Source organism: Cellulomonas carbonis, assembly GCF_014636275.1.
Lineage (GTDB): Bacteria > Actinomycetota > Actinomycetes > Actinomycetales > Cellulomonadaceae > Actinotalea > Actinotalea carbonis.
Genome location: NZ_BMEB01000009.1, coordinates 19,365 through 34,096, shown reverse-complemented (window position 1 = coordinate 34,096; position 14,732 = coordinate 19,365). Strand labels below are relative to the sequence as shown.

The 14,732-nt window shown below is 77.6% G+C and carries 13 protein-coding genes and 1 pseudogene; 12 read left to right on the top strand and 2 right to left on the bottom strand.

Features of this window, described 5'->3' with window-relative positions:
• Positions 1-5: 5 nt before the first annotated feature.
• The gene (locus IEV86_RS16670) at positions 6-1,559 is read right to left on the bottom strand and encodes an aldehyde dehydrogenase family protein (protein ID WP_229734709.1); all 1,554 of its coding nucleotides are present in this window, start codon (positions 1,557-1,559) and stop codon (positions 6-8) included.
• A gap of 126 nt (positions 1,560-1,685) precedes the next feature.
• Between IEV86_RS16670 and IEV86_RS16665 the strand changes: the two genes are divergently transcribed.
• The 12 genes and pseudogenes from IEV86_RS16665 to IEV86_RS16615 all read left to right on the top strand — a co-directional run bounded on the left by IEV86_RS16665 (position 1,686) and on the right by IEV86_RS16615 (position 14,192).
• Positions 1,686-3,350: a carbamoyltransferase family protein gene (locus IEV86_RS16665; RefSeq protein WP_043609368.1), complete on the top strand. Its 1,665-nt coding sequence runs from the start codon at positions 1,686-1,688 to the stop codon at positions 3,348-3,350.
• A pseudogene (locus IEV86_RS18305) lies at positions 3,347-3,826 on the top strand (glycosyltransferase family 2 protein); the annotation flags it as partial. The gene IEV86_RS16665 and the pseudogene IEV86_RS18305, both read left to right, overlap by 4 nt.
• A 678-nt stretch (positions 3,827-4,504) precedes the next feature.
• Positions 4,505-5,017 (top strand): D-glycero-alpha-D-manno-heptose-1,7-bisphosphate 7-phosphatase, encoded by a 513-nt coding sequence (locus IEV86_RS18300; RefSeq protein WP_229734713.1) that lies wholly within the window; start codon positions 4,505-4,507, stop codon positions 5,015-5,017.
• Complete coding sequence (locus tag IEV86_RS16655; RefSeq protein ID WP_043609371.1) at positions 5,014-6,090, top strand: glycosyltransferase family 9 protein; 1,077 nt, start codon at positions 5,014-5,016, stop codon at positions 6,088-6,090. Before IEV86_RS18300 ends, IEV86_RS16655 begins: the two co-directional genes overlap by 4 nt.
• Positions 6,087-7,058, top strand: a complete 972-nt coding sequence (locus IEV86_RS16650) for a glycosyltransferase family 4 protein (RefSeq protein WP_043609373.1) — start codon at positions 6,087-6,089, stop codon at positions 7,056-7,058. Before IEV86_RS16655 ends, IEV86_RS16650 begins: the two co-directional genes overlap by 4 nt.
• Positions 7,055-8,380 carry a glycosyltransferase gene (locus IEV86_RS16645; RefSeq protein ID WP_043609375.1) on the top strand — a complete coding sequence of 442 codons (1,326 nt, stop codon included), beginning with the start codon at positions 7,055-7,057 and terminating at the stop codon, positions 8,378-8,380. Before IEV86_RS16650 ends, IEV86_RS16645 begins: the two co-directional genes overlap by 4 nt.
• Positions 8,377-8,976 (top strand): D-sedoheptulose-7-phosphate isomerase, encoded by a 600-nt coding sequence (locus IEV86_RS16640; protein ID WP_043609377.1) that lies wholly within the window; start codon positions 8,377-8,379, stop codon positions 8,974-8,976. Before IEV86_RS16645 ends, IEV86_RS16640 begins: the two co-directional genes overlap by 4 nt.
• The gene (locus tag IEV86_RS16635; RefSeq protein ID WP_188484774.1) at positions 8,973-10,496 is read left to right on the top strand and encodes a PfkB family carbohydrate kinase; all 1,524 of its coding nucleotides are present in this window, start codon (positions 8,973-8,975) and stop codon (positions 10,494-10,496) included. Before IEV86_RS16640 ends, IEV86_RS16635 begins: the two co-directional genes overlap by 4 nt.
• A gap of 117 nt (positions 10,497-10,613) precedes the next feature.
• The gene (locus tag IEV86_RS16630) at positions 10,614-11,348 is read left to right on the top strand and encodes an SDR family oxidoreductase (protein WP_081978964.1); all 735 of its coding nucleotides are present in this window, start codon (positions 10,614-10,616) and stop codon (positions 11,346-11,348) included.
• The gene (locus IEV86_RS16625) at positions 11,345-12,349 is read left to right on the top strand and encodes a glycosyltransferase family 9 protein (protein WP_052426580.1); all 1,005 of its coding nucleotides are present in this window, start codon (positions 11,345-11,347) and stop codon (positions 12,347-12,349) included. The genes IEV86_RS16630 and IEV86_RS16625 overlap by 4 nt, the downstream gene beginning before the upstream one ends.
• A 202-nt stretch (positions 12,350-12,551) precedes the next feature.
• Positions 12,552-13,178 (top strand): biliverdin-producing heme oxygenase, encoded by a 627-nt coding sequence (locus IEV86_RS16620; RefSeq protein ID WP_043610372.1) that lies wholly within the window; start codon positions 12,552-12,554, stop codon positions 13,176-13,178.
• Positions 13,179-13,745: 567 nt separating this feature from the next.
• Positions 13,746-14,192: a PIN domain-containing protein gene (locus IEV86_RS16615; RefSeq protein ID WP_052426558.1), complete on the top strand. Its 447-nt coding sequence runs from the start codon at positions 13,746-13,748 to the stop codon at positions 14,190-14,192.
• Here the strand turns inward: IEV86_RS16615 and IEV86_RS16610 are convergent.
• Entirely contained in the window at positions 14,189-14,728 is a 540-nt protein-coding gene (locus IEV86_RS16610) for an AAA family ATPase (protein ID WP_052426559.1), read from the bottom strand. The genes IEV86_RS16615 and IEV86_RS16610 overlap by 4 nt on opposite strands.
• Between the last annotated feature and the right edge of the window lie 4 nt (positions 14,729-14,732).

Sequence of the window (14,732 nt, the reverse complement as noted above, 5' to 3'; positions counted from 1 at the left end):
CGGCGTCACGGGCGCGGCGCGGCCTCGAGGTGGATCGCCTTGAGCACCGTCATGGCGCTGAGGAGGTCCGGGCCGTAGCCCGCGCCGGCGCCGCTGTCGCGCCGCGGGTCCGCCGAGCCGCCCGGGGCGCCGCCGAACACGGCGTTGACCTTGACCGTCCCGACCTCGAGCTCCTCCGCGGCGCGCAGCGCGTTCGCCATGTCGGGCGTGAGCACCGTCGCGGCGAGCCCGTACCGGCCCGCGTCGGCGAGCCGCAGCGCCTGGTCGAACGACGCGACGCGGCGCACGGCCGCGACCGGCCCGAACGTCTCCTCGGTGAGCAGGTCGACGTCGTCCGGGCAGCCGTCGACCACCGTCGGCGGGTACCACGCGCCGGGGCGGTCGAGCGGCGCCCCGCCGGCGAGCACGCGCGCCCCCGCCTCGACGGCGCCGCGCACCTGGGCGTCGACGACGGCGAGCTGCTCGGCGTCGACCATCGGGCCGAGGTCGGTCGCGTCGTCCCGCGGGTCGCCCACGGTCATGGCCTGCGCGATGCGGACGAGCTCGGCGACGACGGCGTCCGCGACGTCCTCGTGCACGTAGACGCGCTCGACGGACGTGCACAGCTGGCCGGAGTTCGTGAACGCTCCGGTCGCGATCTGCTCGGCCGCCCAGCGCGGGTCCACGCCCGCGTCGACGACGAGCGGGTCCTTGCCGCCGTTCTCGAGCAGGACGCGACCGCCGCGCGCGCCCACGACGGACGCGATCCGGCGGCCGGTCGCCGACGAGCCGACCTGGGCCACGAGCGCGACGCGCGGGTCGGCGACGATCGCCGCCCCCGTCGCACCGTCGCCGTTGACGACCTCGAGCACGCCCGGCGGGAGGGCCTCGGCCACCAGGCGCGCCATGCGCCACCCGGCGTCCGGGCAGCGCTCGGACGGCTTGTGCACCACGGTGTTGCCCGTCACGAGCGCCGCGGCGAGCAGGCCCGCAGCGGCCGGGAACGGGTCGTTCCACGGCGTCACGACCGCGACGACGCCGTGCGGCTCACGACGCACCACGTCGACCGCGGACGACGCGCCCGCGAGCGTGCGGCCGGCCGCCCCGAGGCCCGTCGTCGCCGCCTCCTCGAGGATCGACGCCGCGACGTGCGCCGACTCGACGGACTGGCGCAGCAGGCGGCCGGTCTCCGCGGTCAGGGCCGCGCCGAGCTCGTCCGCGGCGTCGTCGACGGCGCGGGCCGCGGCCCGCAGCGCGGACGCCCGGTCCGCCGGGGCCGTGCGTCGCCAGGTGGCACGGGCGTCCCACGCGGCGCCGACGGCGGCCGCGACCTCGTCGTCGGTCGCGGGGACGAGCACCGTCCCGCTCCGGCCGTCGACGGGCTCGGTGCGGCGCAGCTCGCGCGGGCCCGTGGCCGGGACCTCCCGTCCGGCGAGGAAGAGCCGGTCGACGCGTGCGCTCGCGGGCGCTGCGCCGTCGCGCCGGGCCTGGACATCGGCCTCGACATCGGCCTCGACATCGGCCTGGCCATCGGCCTTCCTCTCGGTCGCGGGCGACGTGGGCGTCGAGGTGTCCGTCACAGGTGTCCTCCAGGGAGATGTGGTCTCGGAACCACTTCGAGATGCGCGTCCGCCGACTGCGGTTCACGCTGGCTCGGGTCGGGCGATCAGGACGACTTTGTCGGATCCGAGGGGGTTCTGCGACTCATGCGCGTGCTGGGTGTCAATGCGATCTACCACGACCCGTCGGCCGCCCTGGTGGTGGACGGCGAGGTCGTGGCCGCGGCGGAGGAGGAGCGGTTCAGCCGGCGCAAGAAGGGCAAGCGCCCCGTCCCGTTCGCCGCGTGGGAGCTCCCCGAGCTGTCGATGCGCTGGCTGCTCAAGGAGGTCGGGCTCAGGCCCCAGGACCTCGACGCGGTCGCGTACTCGTTCGACCCCGCGCTGACCAAGCCGGCCGAGGAGCTCGGCCTGCACGACCCGTGGGACCACCTGCGCATCACGTACGCACAGCGCGCCCCCGGCTTCCTCGCGGCCGCGCTCCCGGGGCTCGACGAGGCGCAGGTGCGCTTCGTCCCGCACCACGTCGCGCACGCCGCGTCGGCCGCGCTCGCCTCGCCCCACCCGCGCAGCAGCGTGCTCGTGCTCGACGGCCGCGGCGAGCGCGCCTCGCACCTCGCGGGGCGCTACGTCGACGGCCGGCTCGAGGTGCTGTTCCAGCAGGAGCTGCCGCACTCGCTCGGCCTCGTCTACGAGTCGCTCACCGAGCACCTCGGCTTCCTGCGGTCCAGCGACGAGTACAAGGTCATGGCGCTCGCGTCGTACGGGTCGCCGCGCTACCTCGAGGAGCTCCGCGAGATCATCCGTCCCACGGGCGACGGCGGCTTCCTCGCCGAGGCCCCCGACTGGTCCCGCTGGGCGCCGCGGCGCGACCCGGACGCGGCCCTGAGCGAGGACTCGTGGCGCGGGCCCCACGCCGACCTGGCGTGCTCGGTGCAGCAGCGCCTCGAGGAGGTGCTCGTCGAGCTCGCCCGGTGGGTCCACGAGCAGACGGGCGACCGCGTCCTGACGATGGCGGGCGGCACCGCGCTGAACTGCGTCGCGAACTCGCGGATCTGGCGTGAGACGCCCTTCGAGGACGTGTGGGTCCAGCCCGCCGCCGGGGACGCGGGCACCGCGCTCGGGGCGGCGCTCCAGGTCTCCGCCGACGGCGGCGAGGTCGCCGCGCCCATGCCGGGCGCGGACCTGGGCCGCGAGTGGTCCGACGACGAGCTCGCGGCGTGGCTGCGGTCGGCGGCGGTCCCCTTCGAGACGCCGGAGGACCACGCGGGTGCCGTCGCCGACGTCCTCGCGCGCAACGGCGTCGTCGCGTGGTTCGACGGGCGCAGCGAGTTCGGCCCGCGCGCTCTCGGGCACCGCTCGCTGCTCGCGCACCCCGGTCACCCCGAGAACCTCGAGCACCTCAACGTGGTCAAGGGCCGCGAGCAGTTCCGGCCCGTGGCGCCCATGGTCCTGCTCGAGCACGCGGCCGAGATCTTCCACGACGGCCCGGTCCCGAGCGACTACATGCTCTTCGTGCACAGCGTCGACCCGGCGTGGCGCGACCGGATCCCCGCGGCGGTCCACGTCGACGGGACCGCGCGCATCCAGACGGTCGACCCGGCGCGGCAGAAGCGGCTCGGCGCGACGCTCGAGGCCTTCCGCGCGCGCACGGGCCTGCCCGTCGTCATCAACACGAGCCTCAACACGGCGGGCCGGCCCATGGTCGACGACCCGCGCGACGCGCTCGAGCTGTTCGGCTCGGCGCCTGTCGACCTGCTCGTCCTCGGGCCGCACCTCGTGCACCGCGGGTCGATGTTCGGGACGGCCCGATGACGACGGCCGCGACGACGGGTCGCGTGACGGGGCCGACGGACGCGTCCTCGGGTGGGCCGGAGGCCGCGCCCTCGGCCGAGCCCTCGACCGCCCGCGCCACCGGGTCGGCGACGGCCGCGAGCACCCTGCGGTACGCCGTCGTCCTGCCCTCGATCGGGCGGCCGTCGCTCGGCGTGACGCTGCGCAGCCTCGCGGGACAGGTGGTCACGCACGACGCGCCCGCACCCGAGGAGGTCGTCGTCGTCGACGACCGGCCCTTCGGCGACGCCGAGCCCCCGGCACCGCTCGCGCTCGACCCCGACCTGCCGTGGCCGGTCCGCGTCGTCCGCACGGGCGGACGCGGGCCCGCCGCGGCGCGCAACGCGGGCTGGCGCTCGACGACGACGCCGTGGGTCGCGTTCGTCGACGACGACGTCGTCCTGCCCGAGGGGTGGGTCGCGGGACTCGCGGCGGACCTGGCCGCGGCCGACGCCGACGTCGCGGGCGTCCAGGGACGCCTGCACGTCCCGCTGCCCGCGCACCGCCCGCCGACCGACTGGGAGCGCAGCACGCGCGGCCTCGAGGACGCGCTGTGGGCGACGGCCGACATGGCGTACCGCCGCACGGCGCTCGAGGCGGTCGGCGGCTTCGACGAGCGGTTCCCGCGTGCGTACCGCGAGGACGCCGACCTCGCGCTGCGCGTGCGCCGCGGCGGGTGGCGGCTCGAGCGCGGCGACCGCACCACCGTGCACCCCGTCCGGCCGGCCGACGACGGCGTGAGCCTGCGGGTCCAGGCGGGCGCCGCCGACGACGCGCTCCTGCGCGCGCTGCACGGCCCACGCTGGCGCGACCTCGCCGAGACCGGCCGCGGCCGCTTCCCGTGGCACGTCACGACCGTCGCCGCGGCCGCCGTCGCCGCGGTCGGGCTCGCGGCACGTCGCCCGTGGGTCGCCGGGGCCGGTTCGGCCGCGTGGCTCGCCCTGACCGCCGACTTCGCACGTCGTCGTCTCGCCCCCGGGCCACGACCGGGGCACGACGGGTGGCGCGACGAGTGGACCCGCATGGCGTGGACCAGCGTCGCGATCCCGTTCGCGGCGGTCCGCCACCGCGTGCGCGGTGCGCTGCGGCACGCGGCCGCGACCGGCGACGGCCCGCCCGAGCCGTGGCCCCCGGCCGTGCGCGCGGTGCTGTTCGACCGCGACGGCACGCTCGTCCACGACGTCCCGTACAACGGCGACCCCGAGCAGGTGCGGCCCGTCGACGGCGCGCGCGAGGTGCTCGACGCGCTGCGGGCCCGGGGCGTGCGGGTCGGCGTCGTGAGCAACCAGTCGGGCGTCGCGCGCGGCCTCCTCACGTCCGCGCAGGTCGACGCGGTCAACCGCCGCGTCGAGGACCTGCTCGGCCCGTTCGACGTGTGGCAGGTCTGCCCGCACGGCCCCGACGACGCGTGCGTGTGCCGCAAGCCCGCGCCGGGGATGGTGGTGCGCGCCGCCGCGGCGCTCGGCATCGCCCCCGCGGAGTGCGCGGTCGTCGGGGACATCGGCGCGGACGTCGGTGCGGCGGTGGCCGCCGGTGCCCGTGCGGTGCTGGTCCCGACTGCGGTCACGCGCACCGAGGAGGTCGACGCGGCGCCGCTCGTCGCCCCCGACCTCCGGGCTGCGGTCGCGATGCTCGGGGTCGGGCCGTGAGCGCGGCGCGGCTCGGCCGCGTGCTCGCCGTCCGGCTCGACTCCGACGGGGACGTCCTGCTGACCGGCCCCGCGCTGCGCGCGCTCGCCGCCGAGGCGACCGCGCTCGACGTGCTCGTCTCGTCCGCGGGCCGCCGTGCGGCCGAGCTGCTGCCCGACGTCGACGACGTGCTCGTCTTCGACGCGCCGTGGAGCGGCTACCTCCCGCCCCCGGTCGACGCGGCCGCCGTCCACGAGCTCGTCGAGCGGCTGCGGGCCCGGGCGTACGAGCGCTGCGTCGTCTTCACGTCGTTCCACCAGAGCCCGCTGCCGATGGCGCTGCTCGCGCGCCTGGCGGGCGTCGGGCACGTCGCCGCGACGAGTGAGGACTACCCCGGGTCGCTCCTGGACGTGCGGCACCGCCGTCCCGAGGGCCTGCACGAGGTCGAGGCCGCGATCGACCTGGCGGTCGCGGCGGGCGCCGCGCGCCCCGCGGACACGCGGCTGCGCGTGCGCGAGCCGCTGCCCGACGTCACGGGGCTCGTCCCCGCGGGCCGGTACGTCGTCGTGCACCCCGGCGCCTCGGTCCCCGCACGTGCGCCCCTGCCCGAGCACGCGTCGGCGCTCGTCACGGCGCTCGCCGGGGCCGGGCACGACGTCGTCGTCACCGGCGGGCCGGCCGAGACGGCGCTGACCGCCGCCGTGGTGGCGGGTGCCTCCGCGCACGCGGTAGGCGGCGCGTCGGCGAGCCGGGCCGGAGGCGTCGTCGACCTCGGCGGACGCACCACGCTCGCGGAGGCGGCCGCGGTGCTCGCGCGCGCCGACGCCGTCGTCGTCGGCAACACCGGTCCCGCCCACCTCGCCGCGGCCGTCGGCACACCCGTCGTGTCGCTCTTCTCGCCCGTGGTGCCCGCCGAGAAGTGGGCACCGTGGGGCGTGCCGACCGCGCTGCTCGGCGACCAGGCGGCCGCGTGTCGGGGGACCCGCGCGCGCGAGTGCCCCGTCGCGGGTCACCCGTGCCTGACGGGCGTCCCGCCCGCCGACGTCGTCGCGGCCGTCGCGTCCCTGTCCCGCACCCTGGAGGTCAGCGCATGAGGGTCCTCGTGTGGCACGTGCACGGCTCGTGGACGACGTCGTTCGTCCAGGGGCCCGACGAGTACCTGGTCCCCGTGGTCCCCGACCGGGGCCCCGAGGGGCGGGGGCGCGCGCGGACGTGGGACTGGCCCGCGTCGGCACGCGAGGTGACGCCCGAGGAGCTGCGCGACGCCGAGGTCGACGTCGTCGTCCTGCAGCGCCCCGAGGACCTCGAGCTCGCCGAGCGCTGGACGGGTCGGCGTCCCGGCGCCGACCTGCCCGCGGTCTACGTCGAGCACAACACGCCCGCGGGTCACGCGGCCGCGACCGTCCACCCGCTCGCGGACCGCTCCGACATCCCCGTCGCGCACGTCACGGCGTTCAACCGCCTCATGTGGGACTGCGGCCGGGCGCCGACGACGGTCGTCGACCACGGCGTCGTCGACCCCGGCCACCGGTGGACGGGCGAGCGGGCGCGGCTCGGCGTGGTCGTCAACGAGCCCGTGCGTCGCTGGCGCGTCGCGGGCACGGACCTGCTGCTCGACGTCGCGTCGCGGCTGCCCGTCGACGTCTACGGCATGGGCATGGCCGCGCTCGACGAGCGTGCCGCGGCGCACGAGCCGCCCGCCGACGTCGTCACGCACGACGACGTGCCGCAGGACGCGATGCACGACCTGCTCGCGCGCGACCGGGTGTACCTGCACCCCTACCGCTGGACGAGCCTCGGGCTGTCGCTGCTCGAGGCGATGGCGATCGGCATGCCCGTGCTCGCGCTCGCCACGACGGCCGCACCCGAGGCCGTGCCGGCGTCGGCGGGCCTGGTCACGAGCGACGTCGACGCGCTGGTCGCCGCGGGCCGCCGGTGGCTGCACGACCCCGACGAGGCGCGGGCACGGGGGCTGGCCGCACGCGAGCACGTGCTCGCGCACTTCGGCCTCGACCGCTTCCTCGACGACTGGCAGACCCTGCTGAAGGAGGTGACGCGATGAGGATCGACCTCGTCTCGGAGCACGCCAGCCCGCTCGCCACGCTGGGTGGCGTCGACGCGGGTGGGCAGAACGTCCACGTCGCCGCGCTCGCCCGCGAGCTCGCGCGCGAGGGGCACGACGTCGTCGTGCACACGCGTCGCGACGCGCCCGACCTGCCCGAGCGCGTGACCATGCCGGGCGGCGTCAAGGTCGTGCACGTGCCCGCGGGCCCCGCGCGCGCCGTCCCGAAGGACGACCTGCTGCCGTGGATGGCGGACTTCGGCGCGTGGCTCGCGCAGGAGTGGCGGCGGTCGGGTGCGCCCGACGTCGTCCACGCGCACTTCTGGATGTCGGGCCTCGCGGCGCTCCAGGCGTCCCGGTCGATGCCCGTCCGGGTCCCCGTCGTGCAGACGTTCCACGCACTGGGCTCGGTCAAGCGCCGCCACCAGGGCGACCGCGACACGAGCCCGCCCGGACGCATCCAGACCGAGGCGACGCTCGGCCGCTCGGTCGACCTCGTCGTCGCGACGTGCAGCGACGAGGTCGCCGAGCTGCGCCGGCTCGGCATCCCCGCGTCGCGCATCACCGTGGTGCCGTGCGGCGTCGACCTCGAGCGCTTCGTGCCGCACGGGCCGGTCGCGCACCTGTCGACGGACACGGCTGCGGACGGTGCCGAGGACGGCGGGGCGTCGGGGCCCGCGGGCTCGGCGGACCTGTCCGCAGGCGCGGCGCCCGCGCGGCACCGCCTGCTGTCGATCGGCCGGCTCGTCGAGCGCAAGGGCGTCGCGACGGTCGTCGAGGCGCTCGCGCAGCTGCCCGACGCCGACCTCGTCATCGCGGGCGGACCCGCGGCGCACGAGGTCGCGGCCGACCCCGAGGCGCAGCGGCTCGCGGACCTCGCCGAGCGGCTCGGCGTGCGCGACCGCGTGCACTTCGTCGGCAGCGTGGCCCGCGACGACGTGCCCGCGCTCCTGCGCGGCGCCGACGTCGTCGTCGCGACGCCCTGGTACGAGCCCTTCGGGATCGTGCCGCTCGAGGCCGCGGCGTGCGGCAGGCCGCTCGTGGGGTCCGCCGTCGGCGGGCTCCTCGACAGCGTCGCCGACGGCGTGACGGGGCTGCTCGTCCCGCCGCGCGACGCCGACGCGCTCGCGGCCGCGCTGAGGACCCTGCTCGACGACCCGGCCCGACGGCGGCGCTTCGGCGCCGCGGCCCGGACGCGGGCGGTCGAGCTGTACGGCTGGGACTGCGTGGCGCGCGAGACGCTGCGCGCCTATCGCTCGCTGGTGGGGGACGACGCCGCGACCGCGCGCGTCGGGGACGCAAGGACGGTGAGGGCGGTATGAGCTGGATCTCCGAGCACGTCGCAGAGCTCAACCCGGCGCTCGACGCGCTGCGGGACCAGGGGGACGTCGTCGAGCGGTGGGGCCGCGACCTCGCACGCCTCCTGTGGGACGGCGGGCGCCTCCTTGCCGCCGGCAACGGGGGGAGCGCCGCCGAGGCGCAGCACCTCACGGCCGAGCTCGTGGGCCGGTTCCTCGCCGAGCGCCGCGCGCTGTCGGCGATCGCGCTGTGCGCCGAGACGTCGAGCCTCACGGCGATCGTCAACGACTACGGCGCCGACGAGATGTTCGCGCGGCAGGTCGAGGCGCACGGGCGGCCCGGGGACGTCCTCGTCGCGCTGTCGACGTCGGGCACGAGCCCGAACGTCCTGCGCGCCGCGGAGCGCGCACGGGACCGCGACATGACGGTGTGGGCGCTCACGGGACGGGGGCCGAACCCGCTCACCGGGCTCGCGCACGAGTCGATCGCGGTCGACGCGCCGTCGACCGCCGCGGTCCAGGCCGTGCACCTCGTCGCGGTGCACGCGGTCTGCGCCGCGGTGGACGCGCACGTCGGGGCTCTCGTGCGACGCGAGAAGCACCTGCGGGTGAGCGCATGACGACGCCCACGAGCGCCCGGCCGCACGTCGTCGTCGTGGGCGACATGGTCCTGGACCGCGACGTCGACGGCCGCACCGAGCGGCTGTGCCCCGACGCACCCGTGCCTGTCGTGGACGTCACGTCGCGGCGCGAGAGCCCCGGCGGCGCGGGGCTCACGGCCCTGCTGGTCGCCGGGTCCGGGGCGCGGACGACGCTCGTCGCACCCGTCGCCGACGACGACGGCGGCCGCGCCCTCCGGTCCCTGCTCGGCGACGTCGACCTGCTCGCGCTGGGCCACGAGGGTCCGACGCGGCGCAAGATCCGCGTCCGCAGCAGCGGCCAGTCGCTGGTCCGCGTCGACGACGGCGGCCCCGGAGCACCCGTCGACGTGCCCGAGGACCGGCTGCGCGCGCTGCTCGCGACGGCCGACGTCGTGCTGGTGTCCGACTACGGCGCCGGGACGACCCACGACGCCGTCGTGCGGCGCGTGCTGGCCGAGGCCGCGACCGAGCGGCCCGTCGTCTGGGACCCGCACCCGCGGGGCGGGGCACCGGTCGCAGGTGTCGCGCTCGTGACGCCGAACGCCGCCGAGGCGCGGCGCGCGGTCGAGGACCTCGCGACGGCGAGCACGGACCGGGGCGTCCGGGGTGCCCGGAGCGCCCGGGAGGTCCGGGACGTCCCCGCGACCGAGGACGCGCTCGCGCAGGTCCTGCGGGACGCGTGGGACGCGACCGGGGTCTGCGTGACGGCCGGCGCGGCGGGGGCGTTCCTCGCCCAGGCGGCGGGTGAGCCGCTGTTCGTGCCCGCACCCGTCGTCATCGGCGGGGACCCGTGCGGTGCGGGGGACCGGTTCGCGGCGACCGCCGCCGTGGCCGTCGCGCGCGGCGCCGACCTGCGCGACGCCGTCGGGCTCGCGGTGCGCGACGCGTCCGCGTGGGTCGCCGACGGCGGCGCCGAGGGCTACCGCCGACGCGAGCGGTCCGGGGCGCCCGTGTCGGCGCAGCGGGCCGGGGACGGCGTGGTCGCGGTTGAGGCCGGTCGCGGGGCCGCGGCCCCGGACGGGCCCGCGCTGCGTCCGGTCGGCGACGGCGTCGACCTCGCCGAGGTCGCGGCGCGGCTGCGGTCCGGCGGGCGACGGCTCGTCGCGACCGGCGGGTGCTTCGACATCGTCCACGCGGGGCACGTCGCGACGCTCCAGGCGGCGCGGCGGCTCGGTGACGCGCTCGTCGTGCTCATCAACTCCGACGAGTCGGTGCGCCGGCTCAAGGGGCCGACGCGGCCCGTCGTCACCGCCCGGGACCGCGCACGTGTGCTCGAGGCGTTCGACTGCGTCGACGCGGTGGTCGTCTTCGACGAGGACGACCCGCGTGCGGCGCTCGAGCAGCTGCGGCCCGACGTCTGGGCCAAGGGCGGCGACTACGGCGACGCCGAGCTGCCCGAGGCCCCGGTCGTGCGCGCGCACGGCGGACGCGTCGTGCTGCTGCCGTACCTGGGCGGGCGCTCGACGACGTCGATCCTCGAGCGCTCGCGCTCGGCATGAGAGTCGAGCGATCGCGCTCGGCATGAGGGGCGGAGCGCTCGCGCTCGGCGTGACGCTCGGGCCCCGCAGCACGGACCCCGCCCGACCGGGCGGTCCACCCACCACGAGAGGAACCCTGTGACGACCAGCACGACCCCCTCCGGCGCACCCGCCGGCCTGCCCACCCCGCGCGAGATCGGCACGGTGTACGTGACCGGCGGCGCGAGCGGTCTCGGCGCCGCCGTCGTCGACGCGGTGGCTGCGGCGGGCGGCACCCCGGTGGTGCTCGACCGTGCCGCGCCGCGCGACGGCGTCGCGTACGTCGAGGTCGACCTGTCCGACTCGGCCGCCGCGGCGCGCGCCGTGGAGCAGGCCGTGGGGCAGGTCGGCCCGCCCGACGCCGTCGTCACGGCCGCGGGGACCGACGCGTGCGGACCGCTGCTCGAGATCGACCCCGAGACGTGGGAGCGCGTCGTCCGCGTGAACCTGTTCGGCACGGTCGCCGTCGTGCGGGCGGCGCTGCCCTACCTCGAGCGCGTCCGCGGCACGGTGGTGACCGTCGGGTCGACCCTGTCGCTGCGCGGCATGGGCGACGCGACGGCGTACAGCGCGTCCAAGTACGGCGTGCGCGGGTTCAGCCACGCGCTCGCGGCCGAGTACAAGGGCCGCGTGGGCGTGACGCTGCTCATCCCGGGCGGCATGCGGACCGCGTTCTTCGACGGCCGGACCGAGCAGTACAAGCCCGGCCCGGACGCCGACCTCAACGACCCGGTGCACACCGCCGGGACCGTCATCACGGCGCTGCGCCAGCCCGTCGGCTGCGAGATCCGCGAGATGCTCGTCATGGCGTCGGGCGAGTCGTCCTGGCCGTGAGCGGCGTCCGCGGGACCGGCGGGGCCGGCGCGGGTGCGCGTCCGGTCGTGCTCGCGCTGCGGGCGCTCGGGCTCGGGGACGCGCTGACCGGCGTGCCCGCGCTGCGCGGGCTGCGCCGGGCGTTCCCGGGCCACCGCCTCGTTCTGGCGGCACCGGCCGGTGTCGGCGGGTGGTTGCGGGACCTCGGCGTCGTCGACGACGTCGTCGGGTCGTCGGGCCTCGATCCCGTCCCGTGGGGCGACCGCGACGGTCCCGACGTCGCGGTCAACCTCCACGGGTCGGGGCCCGAGAGCCACCGGTTGCTGCTCGACCTGCGGCCCGGCCGGCTGGTGGCGTTCGCGAGTCCCGAGGCCGGCGTCGACGGGCCCGCGTGGCGGCGCGACGAGCACGAGGTCGACCGGTGGCTGCGCCTCGTGCGGTCCGTCGGAGCGGAGTGCTCGCGCGAGGACCTGCGGCTCGACGTGGGCGTCGCGCGGGGGATGCGCGACGACGACGCGGCGCCCGTGGTGCTGCATCCCGGCGCCGCGTCGGGGTCGCGGCGGTGGCCGGTCGACCGGTGGGCCGCGCTCGCGGCGGGACTCGTGGCGGGCGGCCGACGCGTCGTCGTCACCGGCGGACCCCAGGAGGCAGCGCTCGCGGGCGCCGTCGTCGACGGTCTGCCGCCGGACCGCGCGGCGAGCACCGCGGGGGACCTCGACCTGCCGGGACTCGCGCGCCTGGTCGCGGACGCCGCGCTCGTCGTCTGCGGGGACACGGGCGTCGCGCACGTCGCGACGGCCGTGGGGACGCCCTCGGTCCTCCTCTTCGGGCCGACGCCTCCGCGGTGGTGGGGTCCGTGCATCGACGAGGACGCGCACGTCGTGCTGTGGCACGGGGAGCCCGGGCGGCCGGGCGACCCGCACGGCGACGAGCCCGACCCCGCGCTCCTCGCGGTCCCGACGGCGGAGGTCCGCGACGCCGTCGAGGTGCTGCTCGCACGGGTCGCGCCGACGCACGCGTGACGGGCGCGACCGTCGCGGGCACTCGCTGGTCGCGCTTCCGGCGGCACGGGCTCTCGCGTGGCGGCGCTCCCAGTTCCATGCGTGAGGATGGGCCGCGTCGTCGGACCGGCGACAGCGCGGACGGGGCCCGGACACGCACCGACGCGTGAGCAGCACCACCAGCAGCGCCCACCCGCACGACCCACCTGCAGCGAGGAGCCGCATGACCCTGGCCGACGCGCTGCGCGCGGGGACCCGCGAGGCGCACGAGAGCGCCGAGGGCACGCCGTTCGTCGGCGACCTGCTCGAGGCCCGCGTGCCGGTGTCGGCGTACGTCGACCTGCTCGTCCAGTACCGCGCGGTGTACGCGGCGCTCGAGGAGACGGGCCGGGCCCTGCGCGACGCGGGCCGTTGCGGGGGCCTCGCCGACCCGGCGCTCGAGCGGTCGGCCGCGATCGAGCTCGACCTCCGTGCGCTCGACGGCGACGCGTGGCGTGACCGGCCCGTCGTCCCGGCCGCCGCCGAGCACGCCGGCCGGATCCGCGCCGTCGGCGACCGCCCGGGCCTGTGGGCCGCGCACGCGTGGACGCGGTACCTCGGTGACCTGTCGGGTGGTCAGGCGATCCGCGTCGCGCTCAGGGACCGGCACGGTCTCGGCGACGACGCGCTGCACTTCTACGCGTTCGACGTCGGTCGCGTGAAGCCCTACAAGGACCGCTACCGCGCCCTGCTCGACGCGCTGCCCCTGACGCCGGACGAGGTCGACGCCGCGGTCGACGAGGCCCGCCGCGCGTTCGCCCTGACGAGCGCCACGATGCGCCAGGTCGGCGAGCGCCACCCCCGCTCCTGAGGACGCGCCGCCGTCGTCCCCGCGCCGACCCCGCAGGCGGGGAGCGCCCCCGGCGCCGACCCCGCAGCCCGGGAGCGCCCCCCGCGCCGACCCCGCAGCCGGGGAGCGCCCCCGGCCCGCGTGCCTCGCCGCCCCACCCGGGTCCGTCGCCGCCCCGACACCCGCATCGCCGACTTCGCGCAATTGCCGCCGAGTTCGCGTGCGACGTCCGCGAGCTCGACGGAGAAGCGCGAACTCGGCGATCGGGGAGCGTGGAGGGGCGGGTGCGCCGCCCGGTCAGCGTGCCCCGCCCCGCCCCGCCCCGCCCCGCCCCGCCCCGCCCCGCCCCGCCCCGCCCCGCCGCCCCGCCGCCCCGCCCGCCGCCCCGCCCGCCGCCTCGCCGCCCGGATCGCCGACTTCGCGTATTCGCCGCCGAGTTCGCGTGCGACGTCCGCGAGCTCGACGGAGAAGCGCGAGCTCGGCGATCGGGGAGCGGGCGGGCGGGGCGCGAGAAGTGGCAAGTCGGCGTTCGGGGAGGGCAGGTCCGGTCAGGGGCTGGGTTGGTCGGCACCTGCCTACGCTGACGGGATGGCCCGCTACGTCGTCGACGCCCGCACGCTGCTGCACCTGGTGGACCACGGCGCACGGGTCGATCCGGCGATCCATCTCGTGGCACCCGGTTCGATCAGGTCGGAGGCGCTCCAGCTGCTGCTCGACGACGTCAGGGCCGGCACGCGCACCGACGAGGAGGCGCTCGCCGCGCACGAGCAGGTCACCGCCCTGAAGCTGCGGCTGCTGGGTGACCGGGTGTCGCGAGGCACGGCCTGGCGCATCGCGCGCGAGCACGGCTGGGACAGCCTGCGCGACGCCGAGCACCTCGCGATCGCCCGGCTCCAAGCGGACGCGCTCGTGACGGTCGACCCGCAGCTCGCGGCCAGGGCCGACGGCGTCGTGCCGCTCGCCCCCCTGGAGGCCCTCCTCGCCGACGCCGACGCCGACGCCGACGCCGGCCCGACCGAGGACGCTTCGACCTAGGCGCCGCGCAGCAGCAGGGACCCGTCCGTCATCCGCCCCGCGATCCGGTCGACGAGTGCCGCGACGTCCGACGTGACGTCCGTGAGCAGATGACGGTCGTCGACGTCCGCCTCGGCGAACTCGCGGTGCATGTGTCGCGTGGCGTCGGCGTCGGTGAAGCCGTGCCCGGTCCGCGCGGCGACCCGGCCGAGGCACGTCTCGAGCGGTGGCAGGAGCACGACGTAGTGCAGGTGAGGGACCGCCGCACCGAGCCGGTCGACGAACGCCTCGACCATCCACGGCCCGAGGACGCCGTCGTACACGGCGTGGAAGCCGCCCGCGACGAGGCGCCCGGTGGCCGCCGCGGCGGCAGCCACCACCACCCGGTTCTGCTCGTCGGCCTCGGGCAGCCACGGCGCGATCGCCCCGCGCACCAGGAACCCGAAGAACGAGTCGCCCGTGACGAGGGCCGACGGCTCCAGGCCCTCCGCGAGCGCGGCGGCGACGGTCGACTTGCCGGCCCCGGGCGGGCCCGTGACGACGACGAGCTCGGCCATGCGC